We start from the raw sequence: 16,833 nt of genomic DNA, 5'->3' as shown, positions 1-16,833 counted from the left end.
TTATGGAAACCCGTAGAAGTTTTATTCGGAAAACCACAGCTGGGACGGCAGCCCTGGGTCTGTCCGGCCTGGTCTTCCCCAGTGCCAGTTATGCCCGCATCCTGGGCGCCAACCGCAGGATCGCCTGCGCCGTAATCGGGATCCGCAGCCGGGGGAAGGCCCATGTCATGGCCATCCATGCCTGCCCGGACGCCTATGTGAAATACAATTGCGATGTGGACGAAGCGATCCTGGAGGCCCACAATGCCTGGTGCCAGGAACACCTGGGGCAGGTGCCCGCTTCGGTCCGGGATTTCAGGAAAGCCCTGGAAGACCCCGAGGTGGAAGCCGTCTTTATTGCCACCCCGGAACACTGGCATGCTCCTATGGCCATCCTGGCCCTGCAGGCCGGCAAACACGTATATGTAGAGAAACCCTGCAGCCACAACCCCCATGAAAACGAGTTGCTGGTGGCCGCTCAGAAGAAATACGGGAAGGTGGTGCAAATGGGGAACCAACAGCGTTCCGCCGAGACCTCCATACAGGCCATAAAGGATATCCGCAATGGCCTTATCGGAAAGGTTTACAAGGGGGAGGCCTATTATTCCAACAACCGGGAATCCATAGGAAAAGGCACCGTGGCGCCTGTGCCGGATACCCTGGACTGGGAACTCTGGCAGGGCCCTGCCCCGCGAACCGATTACCGCTCCAATATCCACCCTTATAACTGGCACTGGTTTCGCCGCTGGGGTACGGGGGAAATCCACAACAACGGCACCCACGAGATCGACATCTGCCGTTGGGCGCTGGGGGTAGGCCTGCCCGAAACGGTAACCTCCTTCGGGGGTAAATACACCTACGATGACGACTGGGAATTCCCGGACAACCAACAGGTAACCTACACCTTCGGCGAAGGCCGATTTATTACCTGGACCGGGCACAGCCGCGGCCTGCTCAAGCCCGAACGGCCCGGGCGGGGAGTAACCCTCTACGGGGAAAAGGGGACCATTGAGCTCAGCCGGAACTTCTATAAACGCTACGACCTGGGGGGCAAACCCGTGGCCTACTTCTTTGAACGCAGCCTGAGCGCTACCACGGACACCCAGGGGATAGGGGCGCTGGACGTAAACCACGTGGCCAACTTTTTCAACGCCATCCGCGACGGGGAGGCCCTGGCCGCGCCCATTGCAGACGCCAGCATCTCCACCATGCTCTGCCACCTGGGCAATATGGCCCAGGATGCCGGGCATACCCTGCATGTCGATACCGCCACAGGGCGCGTGACCAATGACAAAGAGGTCATGAAAAACTGGAAGCGGGCCTATCAACCCGGGTGGGAGCCTACCTTGTAAAGCTGGCGGTTATCGGGTAACGGTATTTTCCAAAACGCCAACGGGATCGATGCGGATGCGAACCTGGTCCCCCACCTGCAGCGTGAAATCATTGGGAGGGACAATACCCGTGCCCGTCATCAGCAGGCTGCCGTTGGGAAAATCCAGTTCCCGGTACAAGTAAGAGACCAGTTCCTCCAGGCTTCTTTTCATCCGGGCCAGGGCTACGGTGTCTTCAAATTCCACCACCCCGCCGCGCAGGATTTGCAAATGGATTTCCGTCTCCGGCGGAATGGGGCCGTCCGGGACCCAAAGGCAGGGGCCTATTGCCGCAGAACCTTCATAGGATTTGGCCTGGGGCAGGTACAGGGGGTTTTCCCCTTCAATGTCCCTGGAACTCACATCATTCCCGATCGTATAGGCGCAGATACGCCCGGAGGGATTGATCACCAGGGTGAGTTCGGGTTCCGGTACATTCCAAAGGGCGTCCCTGCGGATGCGGATGGGTTGCCGGTGCCCGGCAATGCGGTGGGGCATGGCCTTGAAAAACAACTCCGGCCGCGGCGCTTCATACACCTTATCGTAAAAATTGCCGCCTCCGGCTTCCCGCGATTCCTCCATCCGGGCGCTCTTGCTGCGCAGGTAGGTGACCCCCGAGGCCCAGAGTTCCTGTTGGCCTACGGGTGGGAGCATTGCATGCAGATAGGGGGCAGGGTCCTCCACTAAAGGGGAGTGACTCCAGAGGCCCTCCAGGGTGGCGGGCAGGTTTGCCGAACGGATCAGGGCGTCCCACTCGGTTTGCAGGATGCGGAAGGCACCCTGGTGTTCCAGTAAGATTCCCTGGGTGGTGCGATAGAGTTTCATGGCAGCAGCGGCATTAGGAAATAAAGAGATAAAGCAGGCTCAGGCAAATCATGGCGGAAAGACCAAGGATGGCTGTACCCATCGTATGGGTTCGGTATCCCCGGGCGGTATCCAGACCCAGCAGTTGGGTTACCACCCAGAAAAAACTGTCGTTGGCATGGGATACTACGGCAGACCCGGCCCCAATGGCTACCACGGCCATGGCCTGGGCCAATGGGGTGTCGAACCCCAGGGCCCCTTGCAGGGGAGCAATGATGGATGCAGTGGTTATGAGGGCTACCGTAGAAGAACCCTGGGCAGATTTCAGGGCGGCTGCCACCAGAAAGGGCAGCCAAATTCCCAGGGCAGTCGTCCCGAATTGTTCCTCGATAAGCGTCCCGATTCCCGCTTCCTGCAGCACCTTGCCAAAGGCCCCGCCGGCACCGGTGATCAGGATAATGATAGCCGCGTTGTGCAGGGCTTCCCCAACCCACCCGCTGCTGTGCAGCATTTGCCGCTCCCACTTTTTCGGGAGCAACAGGGCCAGCAGCAGGCCCGCACCCAGGGCAGCCACGGGGTGGCCGGCATTTGTAGCCGCGGTATAGGCCCAACCGGTACCCAGCGGGTGCCCGGGGAGGGCAGCCAGGGCCCCCAGCAGGATCAGCAGGATAGGGGCCAGGATGGGGAGGAAGGCTTTCAGGGCCCCCGGTTTATATGTGCTTTCAATGGGCACAGGTGCAGGAGCAGCCCCTTCCGGGTCCGGGAGATGCCGAAGGCTACGGGCAAAAAGGATACAACCGGTGAGTCCGGCTGCGCTGGCTGCCAGGCCAAAGAGGAGCACCAGCCCCAGGTCTGCTTCCATGATTCCGGCTGCAGCAATGGGGCCTGGGGTAGGGGGCACCATGGTATGGCTGGCCGTTAACCCCAGCGCAAGGGCAATACCCGCCCCAATGTAGGAGGCCTTCGCTTTTCGCGAAAGGGCGCGGGCCAGGGGATGGAGGATCATAAAACCGCTGTCTGCATACACGGGGATGGACACGATATAGCCCATAATGCCCAGGGCGGCATAGATGCGTTTGCGGCCAATCCACCCCAGCACCTTTTCGGCAATAACCATGGCCCCGCCGGATTTCTCCAGGAAGGTGCCAATGATGATCCCCAGGATAATGAGCAGGCCAATTTTACCTATGGTTTCCCCAAAGCCCGTATTCAGGGTGTCGATCAGGGTGCTCAGCGGCATCCCGGATAGCAGGCCAAATAAAAAGGAGGCCGTCAGTAAGGCCAGCAAGGGATGCCATTGCAGGCGGGCGCCTGCCCAGACGATAAAGGCGATGCATAGCAGGACCAGGATAAAAATGTACATAAGCAGCCAACTTCCCCTAAATATACATTTTAATACGAAGTGCGCTCCCCGTGAAAGAGCTGCGTTCCGGCCCGGGGAAAGAATTCCCGGAACGAAACCCAAAAAATCTTTGCATACAATTCAAAAAAAGCACTAAATTTGCCGTCCCAATTTGAATGAATTGGGTGTTATGTGGCCTTCGGGTCCTGACAGGCAGGTGTGGTGGAATTGGTAGACACGCTAGTTTCAGGTACTAGTGCCGCGAGGCTTGGGAGTTCGAGTCTCCCCACCTGTACAAAACCCATCCCGACGGATGGGTTTTTTTGTGGGGTTTTCCCGCGCAAAGTAAGATGCAATAGGATGGATCCACTAGACCAGGCTGCCGCCTGTATCCGCGAGGGGAAGGTGGTAGCTTTCCCGACGGAAACCGTTTACGGCCTGGGGGCCAATGCGCTGGACCCCATGGCGGCCGCACGGATTTTCGAACTCAAGGAACGTCCGGCCTTTGACCCACTTATTGTCCACATCGCAGACCTTTCCCAGCTGCAACTGCTGACCCCTTCCAAAGACCCGAGGCTCACCCGCCTGGCCGAAGCCTTCTGGCCCGGCCCCCTCACCGTGGTAGTGCCTAAGACCGAACGCGTTCCGGACCTGGTGACCTCAGGGCTGCCCACCGTGGGCGTGCGTATGCCGGACCACCCCATGGCCCAGGAGCTCATCCGCCGTTCGGGCTGCCCCATTGCCGCCCCAAGCGCGAACAAATTTGGCCGGATCAGCCCCACGGCTGCCCAGCACGTAACCCGGCATATGCCCGAGGTGGATTTTGTGCTGGACGGAGGGGAAACCCGGGTGGGCATCGAGTCTACCATCATTGCATTGCGCCCGGATGGATATGTGATCCTGCGCCCGGGGGCCATTACGCGCGAAGACCTGAACCGGATCTTGCCGGAATCTGCCAGCCCGGTAGCCGCGGGCAGCCCGGAAGCCCCGGGGATGCTGGCTTCCCATTACAGCCCTGCAAAGCCCTTTCACCTTTTTACCCCGACCCTGCTGCAACGCCTGGATCCCTCCAAATGCGGCTTTATCAGTTACCGCGGTAACGCACCCCAGGGCTTTGCCCGGGTGCTCACTCTGGCCCCGGATGGGGACCTGAAGGCCTATGCTGCCGGTATTTTCGGTGCTATGCACCAACTGGAGGCCTCCGGGGTGGAATGCCTGGTGGCCGAACCCGTCCCGGAGCAGGGGATAGGCATTGCCATTATGGATCGCCTGCGCAAGGCTGCCCATGAACACGGCCTCCCGGGTTAACGCGCATCCAGGCCTTTCTTCCAGGGATCACCTGTGCCCAGTGGGCGTTAGGTTTTGGATCTTGTAGGGGTAGGAAAAATAGTGCTATCTTGGAGGAGAACTAAAACGATTTCCCATGTTGCGAAACTGCTTCCTTTCCTTGTTGTTCCTTCTGGCAGGTGCCAGCGTTTGCGCGCAACAACAGGTGACTTTCAAGGTGGGGTACGCCCCCGAATCCGTATATCAGCTGGAGGTGGAAACCGAGGTGGTCGGGCGCATGGACCTGCACATGCCGGATTCCCTGGCTTCGGCTATGGGGAGCGCGGCCGACGGCTTTCCCATGGAGATGGAGATGCGCAATACCATCCCCTATACCCTTACCACCGGTGCCGCCGGGCCGGAAGGCTATTTTTCATGGATCATGGCTTATGGCAACATCCGCTCCGAATCCAAAATGAACGGACAGGAGATACAGCAACCAGAAAATCCCTTAACCGGGGAGATGCTCTATGGGCGCTATGGGCCAGACCGCTCCTTTGTGCTGGATTCGGTAGGCGGCAAAGGGTTTGACCCTGCCATTGAAGGGATGCTGAAAGGGGTGATGGAAAACATCCAACGTTATATGCAGCTTCCTGAGCATCCCGTTGCGGTGGGGGATTCCTTTCCCATGGAAATCCCGATGACCATCCCCATGGCCGGGATGAACCCCATGGAAGCCCAGATTACCATTCTCTATACCCTGGATGCGGTGGAAGGAGACCGGGCGTTTTTTACCCTGGACCAAAGCGTAACCATGGACATGCAGAATGAACAAATGGAGATGCATGTGGAAGGCCAGGGCGGCGGAAGCGGGATTTTTCGGATTTCTGAAGGGTTTTGGGAAGAAGTAAAAGGGGATTTGCCAATGGCATTCGAGATTGCTTTGCCCGGGGAGATGATCATCACCTCCCAAATGGATACCCGCAGCGTGGTTCGCACCAGCCGGGAGCCCGCCCGGAATTAAAACGTGGTTTGGGGAGTAGATTGCAGCCCTGTTTGGGGGAAGAATTGGCCAGGGTACACCCCAAAACCTAGAATACCCCGAAGACCGCCAGGATCAGGCAAATGACCACTGCAGCCAGAACGAGGATCAGCAGGAACACCATCAGGCTCAGAAATCCATTCAATAGCCGGGTGCCCAGAGATAACTGGTTATCCATTTTCATATAGTTTCTAACAAGATACTAAAAACCAGTGGATCAGCCATTAGGACGGGATCGGATTTCGACCAAGTGAACCCCTTGCCGGACCACTGCCACCTGCCGGATTACGACCCTTTTCTTCCGGGGCTCAGGCGGGCGCTCAGGGCCTCCAGGGAAACCCCCTTGGTTTCCGGCATCATATAATGCACAAACAACAACTGCAACACCATCATAAAGGCGAAGAAGCCAAAGACGGGGCCGGGACCTATCCAGTTCATCAGGAAAGGGATAGACGAGGGGATCAGCCAGGCGAGCACCCAGTGGACCGAGCAGCCAAAGGCCTGCCCGGAGCCGCGCAGGTGGTTGGGGAAGACCTCGGAAATAAAGACCCAGATCACGGCTCCCTGCCCTATGGCGTGTGAAGCGATAAAGAGGAACAGGAAAATAGGGACCACCATGCCGGTCCATTCCAGCAGGAAGGCCGCTGCGACCAGGGCCAGGGAGATGATGTATCCGACCGAACCGAAATACATAAGCTGTTTACGCCCCAGGCGGTCAATTAAATAAATCCCCAGCAGCGTAAAGACCAGGTTGGTAAACCCGATACCGATGCTGCTGAGCAGGGCCGTACTTTCGCCCAGCCCGGCCAGTTCAAAAATCCGGGGGGCGTAGTACAGGAAGGCATTGATCCCGGAGAATTGGTTAAAAAATGCGATCAGGAAGGCCAAAATCAACGGGAATCGGTACTTGCGCATAAAGATGTTTTCGGATTTCAGGGCCTCCATCTCGTTGGCCTTCATGTCCCTTTCGATTTCCTCCACACTGACCCCTAGCCCCAGGCGCTCCAGTACCTGCGCGGCCTCGGCTTCCCTGGACTGCGTAATCAGCCAGCGTGGGCTTTTGGGGATCCCCAGGGAAAAGAGGGTGTAGATGATGGCCGGGAAGGCTTCAACCCCCACCATCCATCGCCAGTCGTTAGGGCCTGTGCCGCTTAGCAGGTAGTTTGAAAAGAAGGCGATCAGGATCCCGAAGACAATGTTGAACTGGTAGAGGCCAACCAAACGGCCCCGATGCTCGGCCGGGGCAATTTCCGAAATGTAGGAAGGGGCTGCCACGGTAGAGGCGCCTATCCCCAGCCCGCCCAGGAAGCGAAAGATCCCGAAGGAGACCGGGTCGTTGGCCAGGGCAGAACCGATAGCCGAGACCGAATACAGCACCCCAATCCATACCAGGGTCTTTTTTCGGCCAAAGCGGTTGGTGGGCCACCCCCCGAACATCGCCCCGATCACGGTTCCAAATAAAGCCATCCCGATCACCACGGTCCCGTGGAAGGCATCGGAGGTTTCCCAGAGGGCCTGGAGTTTTTTCTCTGCCCCGCTAATCACAACGGTGTCGAAGCCGAACAGGAAGCCGGCAAGGGCGGCAATCAGGGAAATGCGGTAGATCTTGGAATGCATGGGCGTGTTTGGTTTGGTCCGTTCCGGTAAACTTAAGAAAAAAAGGGAGCCATACCCATGCCGTGGCGTTAGCCCTGGGTTTCCAACGCCATGACCGGTTTCAGGGTGTCCGCATTGCGCCTGGCGGGAGGCTTTTTACCGGGGGTGCGCAACCCTGCCGTGTCCGGGGTAACCGGGGCAGAACGCCCGTTTACGGGCCTTTTTTGGGCAGGGTTTTGGCAACCGGCGGCAATGCCAATGGCCAGGAACAGGCAGATACCAATCCAAAAGCGGGGCATGTAGGGGAGGGTTTATAATAATTTACGGATCCCATTGAGGATCTGGACGCTGGCTCCCCGGTTTTTCTCTACGTAGGAAGTGTTGATTTGCCCGATGCGTTCTCTGGTGTCCGGGTCGGCCAGGAGTCGGGAAGCCTGTTTGGCAAAGGCCGCAGGGCCGTTAACGGAGAGGATGCCACCGGCGGCAACCAGGTCGCGGGCCTCCCGGAAGCGATCGTAATGAGGGCCGATCATGACCGGGATGCCAAAAACGGCAGGCTCCAGGGTGTTGTGCAGCCCGGTCCGGAACCCGCCACCCACATAGGCCAGGTCTGCATACCGGTAAATGCGGGTAAGCAGGCCAATGGTGTCGGCCACCAGGAAGGTGGCCCGGTCGGCTTCGGCTTCCCGGAATTGCGAATAGCGCAGGGTGCCCGGTCCCAGGCGGTTGCACAGTGCGGTTACGGAGGCCTCGTCCACCTGGTGGGGCGCGATAACCACACAAACCTCCTTGGGCAGATTTTCCCGAAGGAAGGGCACAATGGCAGCTTCGTCTTCCGGCCAGGTGCTGCCAGCCACCAGGCAGGTGCGCTGGCCCTTAAAGCGTTCCATGAATTCCAGGGGTTCCCCGGCTGCAGCAATAGCGGCCACGCGATCCAGACGGGTATCCCCGGCCAGGGCGCCGTTTCCATAGTCAATGCCTTCCAGCAGTGCCAGGGAGGCCGGGTCCTGTACGTAGATACGGGTAGCTTTTTTAAGGGTTCGGCGCAGGAACCCGCCATACGGTTGGAAGTAGGCCTGCCCGGGGCGGAACAGGGCAGAGAACATCAGGATGGGCGTTCCGTTTTTTTCCAGGGCCCGGAAAAAATTGGGCCATACCTCGTATTTCACAAACAGGGCGATTTCCGGAGAAACGGCCTGCACAAACCGACGGGCATTGCAGCGGGTATCCAGCGGCAGGTAAAAGACCCCGACACCGGGAAGGCGGCCTTTCTTAACCTCATAGCCGGAAGGGGAGAAAAAGGTTACCAAAAGCTGGTGTTCCGGGAAGGTTTCCCCCAACTGCTCTAAAACCGGCAGGCCCTGTTCGAATTCGCCCAGGGAAGCCGTGTGCATCCAGATGCGCGGGCGGCCCGGTTCCAGAAAGGCATCCAGGGCGGCCCACAGGTCTTTGCGGCCGGTTACAAAACGTTGGATTTTGGGCCGGAACAGCGCCAGGATCTTCAGCCCCAGGGCGCTCAGGTGAACGGCCAGATCGTAGATAAAATACACCGCTGCCGGGTTTTTGGCTAAATTACGTTTCTTTGGGAAACCCGTTGAACTACCCTCCGTATTTTTGTATGTTTGCTTAAGAAACTGCCCGTTATGCGAAAAATCCAAATGGTCGACCTGGTTGGCCAGTATGCGGATATCCGGGAGGAGGTCCAGTCCGCATTCCAGAACATCCTAGAAAACGCATCCTTTATAAACGGGCCGGAGGTGGCGGCCTTTCAGCAGGACCTGGAAGCCTACCTGGGGGTCAAGCACGTCATCCCCTGTGCGAACGGGACAGATGCCCTGCAGATCGCGATGATGGGCCTGGGCCTGGAGCCCGGGGACGAGGTCATTACTGCGGATTTCACCTTTGCCGCTACTGTAGAAGTGATAGGCCTGTTGCGCCTTACGCCGGTACTGGTGGATGTAGATCCGGTTACCTTCAACATCGACCCGGACCAGGTCGAAAAAGCCATTACGCCCAAAACCAAAGCTATTGTTCCGGTTCACCTGTTCGGGCAGTGCGCGGATATGGAGCGCCTGCTAGACATTGCCGAACGGCACAACCTCTTTGTCATAGAGGACAACGCCCAGGCCATTGGAGCCAATTACCGCTTTTCGGACGGGACGCTCAAGAAGGCTGGCACCCTGGGCCATGTGGGGGCGACTTCCTTTTTTCCCTCCAAAAACCTGGGAGCTTACGGGGATGGGGGCGCCATCTTTACCGATAATGACGAGCTGGCGCATACGCTGCGCGGGATCGTGAACCACGGGATGTACCGCCGGTACTACCACGACGTTATCGGGGTGAACTCCCGACTGGATTCCCTGCAGGCTGCTGTGCTGCGGGCCAAACTCCCACATCTGGACCGGTATTGCGACCGGCGCCGTGAAGCGGCACGCGCATACAATAAAGCCTTTGAAGGCCACCCGCTGCTGTCCGTACCCGTTACTGTCCGGGACTGCCCGGGGATTTGTGATGCCTGCGATTGCCATGTATTTCACCAGTACACTCTGAAAGTCGGTGGCGGGAAAAGGGATGCCCTGGCCGAAAAACTGGCCGCGGCTGGAATTCCCTTCGGCATTTATTACCCCGTGCCCCTGCACCGGCAGAAGGCCTATACGGACCCCCGGTTCCGGGAATCGCATTACCCGGTAACCAATGCCCTTTGCGAGGAGGTCATTTCCCTGCCCATGCATACGGAGCTGGATGCGGAGCAAATCGAATACATTACGCGCACCATCCTGGATTTCCTGGATTCGTGATACCAGGGCGGTGTATGCACATAGATGATTAAAAAAAATCCATTTTGAAGATACTCGTTACCGGAGGCCTTGGATTTATTGGTTCCCACACCGTAGTGGAGCTCCAGCAGGCCGGCTTTGATGTCGTAATCATAGACAATTGTTCCAATGCCTCGGAAGCCGTCCTGGACGGGATTGTGGCCATTACCGGGATACGCCCGGAGTTTGTTCGGATGGACCTGCGGGACAAGGCCGGGGTGGCGGACTTTTTCAGCCAGCACCCGGACCTGGGCGGCGTTATCCACTTTGCTGCGTCCAAGGCCGTAGGGGAGAGTGTGGAGAAGCCCCTGCTCTACTACGAAAACAACATCACCACCCTGGTTTACCTGCTGGCACAGCTCACCGCCCTGCCCAAGGCGCATTTTATCTTCAGCTCCTCCTGTACGGTATATGGGCAGGCGGACGAAATGCCCATAACGGAAGACGCCCCGGTGAAGCCGGCGGAGTCCCCATATGGCAATACCAAACAAATCGGGGAGGAGATTATAAGGGATGCCTGCCACGTTCACCCAGCCCTGCAGGCCATTTCCCTCCGGTATTTCAACCCTATCGGGGCGCATCCCAGCGCCAAAATCGGGGAACTGCCCCTGGGGGTGCCCCAGAACCTGGTCCCCTTTATCACCCAGACGGCTGCGGGCATCCGTAAGGAATTATCCGTTTTTGGCGATGATTACCCCACGCCGGACGGGACCTGTATCCGGGACTACATCCATGTGGTGGACCTGGCTCGCGCCCACGTGGTGGCGCTGCAGCGTTTGCTGGAAGGGAAGAATCCAGGGAATTACGAGGTCTTTAATGTGGGCACCGGAACCGGCAGCTCCGTCCTGGAAGCCATCCAGAGCTTTGAACGCGTTTCCGGCACCCCCCTGAACTATAAGATCACCGGCCGAAGGGCCGGGGACATTACCACGGCCTATGCCGATACCACCCGCGCCAATACCGTGCTGGGTTGGAAAGCCCAGTCATCCCTGGACGATGCCATGCGCACCGCCTGGGCCTGGGAGCAACAAATCCGCGGCTTATAACTTCTGAAACCAATTTCCATGAGAACAAAAGTATTCACCCTGGTTGTTGCCCTGCTGGCCACCTGGGGTTACGGACAAAAACAATACCTGCAATGCGGCCACATCCTGGATGTGGAAAAGGGCCGGCTGCAGGCCGAAAAAACCCTGGTAGTAGAAGGGAACCGCATCCTGGAAATTCTGGACGGGTATCAGGAGGGAGGCGACTCGGATACCCGAATTGACCTCCGGGGCTTTACCGTGCTCCCGGGCCTGATCGACATGCATGTGCATATTGAGAGCGAGTCCAGCCCCCAGACCTACATCAAGCGGTTTACGTCTAACCCTGCAGACATTGCCTACGAGGCTGCCGTTTACGCAGAGCGCACCCTGATGGCCGGATTTACTACGGTTCGCGACCTGGGCGGTACCGGCGTAAATATTGCCTTAAGGAAGGCTGTGGATCGCGGCCTGACCCCTGGCCCGCGGATTTATACCGCCGGGAAATCCATTGCCACCACCGGTGGGCATGCAGACCCGACCAATGGCCGGCGCCTGGACGAAATGGGCAACCCCGGCCCTAAGGAAGGGGTAGTCAATTCTCCGGAGGAAGGCCGGCAGGCGGTGCGCCAGCGGTACAAGGAAGGATCCGATGTAATCAAGATCACCGCTACAGGCGGGGTGCTCAGTGTAGCTAAAAACGGGCAAAACCCCCAGTTTACCGTTGAGGAAATCCGGGCGATCACCCAAACGGCCCGGGATTATGGCATGCTTGCCGCAGCCCATGCCCACGGAGACGAAGGCATGCAGCGCGCCATCCTGGGCGGGATCAACACCATCGAGCACGGCACGCTGATGAGCGAGCAAACCATGGCCCTCATGAAAGAGCACGGGGTGTATATGGTGCCCACCATTTCTGCCGGAAAGGAGGCCGCCCGCCTGGCAGAGGTGCCGGGGTATTTTCCCGAAGTAGTGGCCCAGAAGGCCCGGGAGATTGGCCCCCAAATCCAGAATACGTTTTCAAAGGCGTACCGGAAAGGCGTTCCCATCGCTTTCGGTACGGATGCCGGGGTGTTTAAGCACGGTACCAATGCACAGGAATTTGGCTATATGGTAGAGGCGGGAATGCCGGCAGCAGAAGCCCTCCGGGCGGCCACCATCACCAATGCCACTCTGCTGGGTGCGGGCGACCGCCTGGGGCAGCTCAAGCCCGGATACCTGGCAGATATTATTGCGGTTTCCGGCAACCCGCTGGAGGATGTGGGTACGCTCATGCAGATGCAATTTGTGATGAAAGACGGGGTGGTGTACCTCCCCTAATCCTGGTGGCAGCCCAAGATCTTACTGCCAAAGGCGCCCTTGAACTGGCCGGGCGGGAAGGGCTCCTGGAAGCCCTGAGAGACCAGTTGCAAAAGGATTTTAATCGGGCTGGCGTGCCTTTTCCCAACCTTGATGCGGCTAGCCCTCAGCAGTGGATTTCCTTGCTTCGGGAAACGCTATACCGCCTGTTGATGGAGCATTCGGACCAGTACATGAACCTGATGTACGCCGTGGATATTCCCGAAGGAGTGTTCCGTCAAATTCCGCTGACGGACCCTGTGGAGGTGGCAGAGGCCGGGGTAGAGCTGGTTTTGAGGCGGGAATGGGTCAAGGTGCAGTATCGCCAAGGCAGGCATTAAAGGGCCAGGGGCGACCCGCCCCCTTGAGAATTAAAGTTTTGAGGCGCTTTCTATCCGCCTGAAATGTTGTATTTTTGGTGAAATATTCTGTCAAAGGCACATTTCGGATTTTTAATGGATAAGTATTCCTTTTTAAACGCGGCTCACACCGCTTTTTTTTCAGACCTATACGATCTGTACCTCACCCATCCGGACCGGGTGGAACCCAGTTGGAGGGCTTTCTTTCAGGGGTTCGACTTTGGGATGGAAAGCGCCCTGGGCGACCTGGGGATCGATTCCGACCAGGGGGTGGTTACGGCACCAGACGGCAGCCAGCTGTCTATGCCACAGACCATGCAGAAAGAATTTCAGGTCGTCCGCCTTATTGACGGCTATCGCAGCCGGGGGCATTTGTTTACCAAGACCAACCCGGTTCGGGAGCGGCGCACCTATACCCCCAATCTGGATATCGCCAACTTCGGCCTGCAGGAAGAAGATTTGGACACGGAATTCCGGGCCGGGGAGGTCATCGGCATCGGCCCCAGTACCCTTCGAACCATTATTGACCACCTGACCAGCATCTATTGCGATGCCATTGGGGTGGAATACATGTATATCCGAAAGCCGGAACGCATCCAGTGGATACAGGACTGGCTGAACGTAAACGACAATCACCCGGACTTTAGCCCGGGGCTGAAAAAGCATATCCTCCGCAAACTCAGCGAGGCCGTGTCCTTCGAGGCCTTCCTGCACACCAAATATGTTGGGCAGAAGCGCTTTTCGCTGGAGGGGAACGAATCCCTGATTCCGGCTCTCGATGCCATCGTGGAACGCGCTGCCAAACACGGGGTAAAACAATTTGTAATGGGGATGGCCCACCGGGGCCGCCTGAACGTGCTTACCAATGTATTCGGGAAACCGGCCACGGACATCTTCAGCGAATTCGACGGTAAGGACTATGAGCAGGAGATCTTTGACGGGGACGTAAAATACCACCTGGGGTGGACCTCCGAGCGCAAAACGGACCTGGGGCATTCCATACAGATGTACATCGCCCCCAACCCCTCCCACCTGGAAACCGTTGGGGCGGTTGTCGAAGGGATTACCCGGGCCAAGCAGGACCAGCACCACCCGGAAGATTTCAGCAAGGTATTGCCCATAGTCGTACACGGCGACGCTGCCATTGCCGGGCAGGGCCTTGTCTATGAAGTGGTGCAGATGGCCGGGCTGGAAGGCTATGGCACCGCCGGGACCATCCACATGGTGGTTAACAACCAGATCGGGTTTACCACCAATTACCTGGACGGGCGTACCTCCACCTACTGTACCGATGTGGGCAAGGTAACCCTGAGCCCGGTCCTGCACGTGAATGCCGACGATGTAGAGGCTGTGGTACACGCTGCCCTGTTTGCCCTGGAATACCGCATGCGTTTTAAAGGCGACGTGTTCCTGGACCTGTTGGGGTACCGCAAGTACGGGCATAACGAAGGGGATGAACCGCGCTTTACGCAGCCCAAGCTCTACAAAGCCATTGCCAAGCATAAAAACCCAAGGGATATCTATGCCGAAAAACTGATTGCAGAAGGGGTGATCGACGAGGCATTTGTCCAATCTCTGGAAGCGGATTACAAAGCCAGCCTGGAAGAAGAGCTGGAAGACAGCCGTAAAGAAGAGAAGACGCGTATTACCCCCTTTATGGAAGACGAATGGCAGGGGTTTGAGCACGTGCGGGAATGGGAAATGATGGAGCCGGTGCAGACGGGCTATCCCCAGGATAAACTGGAAGGGATCGCCCGGGCGATCACGCAGCTGCCGGAGGGCAAGAAATTCCTGCGGAAGGTGGAGCGCCTGGTAGCGGACCGCCGGAAGATGTTTTTTGAAACCAACAGCCTGGATTGGGCCATGGGGGAACTCCTGGCCTACGGATCCCTGTTGGCCGAAGGGTACAATGTACGTATGTCCGGGCAGGATGTGGAACGGGGTACCTTCTCCCATCGCCATGCCGTCATGAAGGTGGAGGAAAGCGAAGAAGAGGTACTCCTGCTCAACCAGGTTGCGGAGCAGCAGGGTGACTTCCAGATCTACAATTCCCTGTTGTCTGAATACGGGGTGCTCGGCTTTGAGTACGGGTATGCCATGGCCAGCCCGAATACCCTGACCATCTGGGAGGCCCAGTTCGGGGACTTCAGCAATGGCGCCCAGATCATGATAGACCAGTACATCTCTGCGGCCGAAGACAAATGGAAACTGCAAAACGGGGTGGTGTTGCTGTTGCCCCACGGGTACGAAGGGCAGGGGGCGGAGCATTCCTCCGCACGGATGGAGCGCTACCTGCAGCTCTGCGCGCGCGACAACATGTTCGTAGCGGACGTGTCTACGCCGGCCAACCTGTTCCACCTGCTGCGGCGCCAGATGCATGTCAACTACCGCAAGCCCCTGGTGGTTTTTACCCCTAAAAGCCTGTTGCGCCACCCCCGCTGCGTTTCACCGGTGGAGGATTTTGTGAGCGGGCGGTTCCAGGAGGTGATTGACGATGCCCAGGCCCGCGTAGACCAGGTAAAAACCCTGGTCTTCTGTACCGGAAAATTCTATTACGACCTGCTGGCGGTCCGGGAAGAGCAGGAGCGTACAGATGTGGCCCTGGTGCGGGTCGAACAGCTGTTCCCCCTGCCGGTGGAACAAATGCAGGCCATGATGGCCAAATACGAAAATGCGGACGACCTGGTATGGGCACAGGAGGAGCCCCGAAACATGGGGGCCTGGAGCCATATGATGATGCACTTTCCGGATGCCGGGAAGTTCCGGGTGGCTTCCCGTAGATTCTACGCCTCCCCGGCTGCGGGAAGCGCCGTGCGTTCGCGCATGCGCCACCAGCAGGTGATCGACTATGTGTTCGACAAAAGCAAGGATAACCAGTCCCAGCCCCAGGGGAAAACCGCAAAAGCAAAATGAGAACGCTGTTGCTGCTGATTATGGTTGCGGGAACCCAGGTGCTGGGCGCCCAGCAGGAGCAGGCCCGCTTCCGGGCTGTGGCGGCAGCATTCCAGGCAGCCTATAATGAGGGCGCTTATGGAAAAATTTTTGAACGGTTCGACAGCCTCATGCAGGCCGGCCTCCCCCTGGAGCGGACCGAGGAACTTTTCGGCAAGCAGGTCCGGGCTACGGCAGGGCAGTTGCGCAGCCTGGAGTTTTCCCGCCTGCAGGGCCCGGCCCATGTGTATAAAGCCACCTTTGACGGGGCTGTGCTGGACCTGATCCTTTCCCTGGATGTACGAGACCGCATTAACGGGCTGTACCTTCGGCCGCATACGCCGGATAGCAGTGACAAGGCACCGGTCCTGGAGCGGAACACCACCCCGATGGCCCTCCCTTTCCGGGGCGAGTGGTTTGTGTTCTGGGGCGGGGAGGATGAGCTTACGAATTACCATATGGGCAATGTCAACCAACAATACGCCTACGATATCCTTAAGGTTGCTAATGGCTCATCCCACAACGGGGACCCAACCCGTAATGAAAATTATTACGCCTTCGGGCAGGAAATCCTGGCGCCTTGCGACGCTGAGGTGGTCCTGGCAATCGACGGTGTGCCGGACAATATTCCCGGGGAGACCAATCCCATACACATGACCGGTAATACCCTGGTGTTGAAAACTCCTGCGGGGGAATTCATTCTGATGGCTCATCTGAAGGAAGGTTCCCTTAAGGTGCGCAAAGGTCAGGCCGTCCGTCGCGGCGAAGTGCTGGCCCAATGTGGTAATTCAGGGAATAGCACCGAAGCCCACCTGCATCTGCAATTACAGAATACCCGTGATTTCCATAAAGCCACCGGGGCCCGGTTGCTTTTTGACCGCATCCGGGTCAACGGGCAGCAAAAGTCGGATTTTATGCCCGTCAAAGAAGATTTTATCGCGAATTTCGAAGAAAAGTAAAACCTGCAT

The 16,833-nt window shown here is 57.9% G+C and carries 15 protein-coding genes and 1 tRNA gene; 10 read left to right on the top strand and 6 right to left on the bottom strand.

Annotation, left to right across the window (positions count from 1 at the left end; translation table 11 throughout):
- Positions 1-2: 2 nt before the first annotated feature.
- Complete coding sequence (locus OZ410_RS02055; protein WP_277706243.1) at positions 3-1,331, top strand: Gfo/Idh/MocA family protein; 1,329 nt, start codon at positions 3-5, stop codon at positions 1,329-1,331.
- Between the two features lie 9 nt (positions 1,332-1,340).
- On the opposite strand, the gene OZ410_RS02050 is transcribed toward OZ410_RS02055, so the two are convergent.
- Positions 1,341-2,174 carry a fumarylacetoacetate hydrolase family protein gene (locus tag OZ410_RS02050; RefSeq protein WP_277706242.1) on the bottom strand — a complete coding sequence of 278 codons (834 nt, stop codon included), beginning with the start codon at positions 2,172-2,174 and terminating at the stop codon, positions 1,341-1,343.
- 13 nt (positions 2,175-2,187) lie between these two features.
- Positions 2,188-3,516 (bottom strand): GntP family permease, encoded by a 1,329-nt coding sequence (locus OZ410_RS02045; protein ID WP_277706241.1) that lies wholly within the window; start codon positions 3,514-3,516, stop codon positions 2,188-2,190.
- A 192-nt stretch (positions 3,517-3,708) separates the two neighbouring features.
- On the opposite strand from OZ410_RS02045, the gene OZ410_RS02040 reads away from it, so the two are divergent.
- The 3 genes from OZ410_RS02040 (at position 3,709) to OZ410_RS02030 (ending at position 5,785) form a co-directional block, all read left to right on the top strand.
- Positions 3,709-3,790, top strand: a tRNA-Leu gene (locus tag OZ410_RS02040).
- A 65-nt stretch (positions 3,791-3,855) separates the two neighbouring features.
- A complete protein-coding gene (locus OZ410_RS02035; protein WP_277706240.1) occupies positions 3,856-4,803 on the top strand; it encodes an L-threonylcarbamoyladenylate synthase in 948 nt (315 codons plus the stop codon).
- A gap of 115 nt (positions 4,804-4,918) precedes the next feature.
- Positions 4,919-5,785: a hypothetical protein gene (locus OZ410_RS02030; protein WP_277706239.1), complete on the top strand. Its 867-nt coding sequence runs from the start codon at positions 4,919-4,921 to the stop codon at positions 5,783-5,785.
- Positions 5,786-5,852: 67 nt separating this feature from the next.
- On the opposite strand, the gene OZ410_RS02025 is transcribed toward OZ410_RS02030, so the two are convergent.
- From OZ410_RS02025 to OZ410_RS02010, 4 genes are all read right to left on the bottom strand, one after another.
- Positions 5,853-5,981, bottom strand: a complete 129-nt coding sequence (locus OZ410_RS02025; protein WP_277706238.1) for a hypothetical protein — start codon at positions 5,979-5,981, stop codon at positions 5,853-5,855.
- 107 nt (positions 5,982-6,088) lie between these two features.
- Positions 6,089-7,420, bottom strand: coding sequence for a sugar porter family MFS transporter (locus tag OZ410_RS02020; protein WP_277706237.1), 1,332 nt, complete (start codon positions 7,418-7,420; stop codon positions 6,089-6,091).
- Positions 7,421-7,488: 68 nt separating this feature from the next.
- Positions 7,489-7,698 (bottom strand): hypothetical protein, encoded by a 210-nt coding sequence (locus tag OZ410_RS02015; RefSeq protein WP_277706236.1) that lies wholly within the window; start codon positions 7,696-7,698, stop codon positions 7,489-7,491.
- Between the two features lie 12 nt (positions 7,699-7,710).
- Positions 7,711-8,949, bottom strand: coding sequence for a 3-deoxy-D-manno-octulosonic acid transferase (locus OZ410_RS02010; RefSeq protein WP_277706235.1), 1,239 nt, complete (start codon positions 8,947-8,949; stop codon positions 7,711-7,713).
- 93 nt (positions 8,950-9,042) lie between these two features.
- On the opposite strand from OZ410_RS02010, the gene OZ410_RS02005 reads away from it, so the two are divergent.
- The 6 genes from OZ410_RS02005 to OZ410_RS01980 all read left to right on the top strand — a co-directional run bounded on the left by OZ410_RS02005 (position 9,043) and on the right by OZ410_RS01980 (position 16,824).
- Entirely contained in the window at positions 9,043-10,197 is a 1,155-nt protein-coding gene (locus OZ410_RS02005) for a DegT/DnrJ/EryC1/StrS family aminotransferase (RefSeq protein WP_277706234.1), read from the top strand.
- A gap of 41 nt (positions 10,198-10,238) precedes the next feature.
- A complete protein-coding gene (gene galE, locus OZ410_RS02000) occupies positions 10,239-11,261 on the top strand; it encodes a UDP-glucose 4-epimerase GalE (protein ID WP_277707161.1) in 1,023 nt (340 codons plus the stop codon).
- A gap of 18 nt (positions 11,262-11,279) precedes the next feature.
- Positions 11,280-12,557 carry a metal-dependent hydrolase family protein gene (locus tag OZ410_RS01995; RefSeq protein WP_277706233.1) on the top strand — a complete coding sequence of 426 codons (1,278 nt, stop codon included), beginning with the start codon at positions 11,280-11,282 and terminating at the stop codon, positions 12,555-12,557.
- Positions 12,558-12,562: 5 nt separating this feature from the next.
- Positions 12,563-12,916 carry a hypothetical protein gene (locus tag OZ410_RS01990; protein ID WP_277706232.1) on the top strand — a complete coding sequence of 118 codons (354 nt, stop codon included), beginning with the start codon at positions 12,563-12,565 and terminating at the stop codon, positions 12,914-12,916.
- Between the two features lie 114 nt (positions 12,917-13,030).
- Positions 13,031-15,847 carry a 2-oxoglutarate dehydrogenase E1 component gene (locus OZ410_RS01985; protein WP_277706231.1) on the top strand — a complete coding sequence of 939 codons (2,817 nt, stop codon included), beginning with the start codon at positions 13,031-13,033 and terminating at the stop codon, positions 15,845-15,847.
- Entirely contained in the window at positions 15,844-16,824 is a 981-nt protein-coding gene (locus tag OZ410_RS01980; protein ID WP_277706230.1) for a peptidoglycan DD-metalloendopeptidase family protein, read from the top strand. Before OZ410_RS01985 ends, OZ410_RS01980 begins: the two co-directional genes overlap by 4 nt.
- The last annotated feature ends 9 nt before the right edge of the window (positions 16,825-16,833 follow it).

Source organism: Robiginitalea aestuariiviva, from assembly GCF_029537735.1.
GTDB classification, from domain to species: Bacteria; Bacteroidota; Bacteroidia; order Flavobacteriales; family Flavobacteriaceae; genus Robiginitalea; species Robiginitalea aestuariiviva.
This window is presented reverse-complemented; position numbering and strand designations above follow the sequence as displayed.